General features: G+C 66.5%; 1 protein-coding gene. It reads right to left on the bottom strand.

Features of this window, described 5'->3' with window-relative positions:
- The coding region (locus tag ABGA94_RS14810; RefSeq protein WP_375367643.1) for a proprotein convertase P-domain-containing protein at window positions 1-269 on the bottom strand (269 nt) is incomplete at both ends.

A 269-nucleotide genomic window follows, 5' to 3' on the forward strand; every position in this document is an offset into this window, starting at 1 on the left:
GCCACCGAAGACATCGCGCTTGCCGAAGCGATCCGCCAGCCGCCGTGATGCACCAATACCCACGATCATGCAGAGGATGCCGCACGCGTTGAACAGGCTGAACGCCGAGGTGGCCGCGTCCTTCGGCCAGGTGAACGCCGGTTGCACCACGCTGCGGGTGCCGCTGGGCGACACCAGCACGAACTGCAGCTGGCGCGTGTTGCGGTGGTTGACCCGGAAGCCCAGCTGCACGCTTTCGATGTTGCGCGCGCCGTTGGCCAACTGGAAGG

This window comes from Stenotrophomonas sp. 3diitr2024, assembly GCF_042136455.1.
GTDB classification, from domain to species: domain Bacteria; phylum Pseudomonadota; class Gammaproteobacteria; order Xanthomonadales; family Xanthomonadaceae; genus Stenotrophomonas; species Stenotrophomonas sepilia.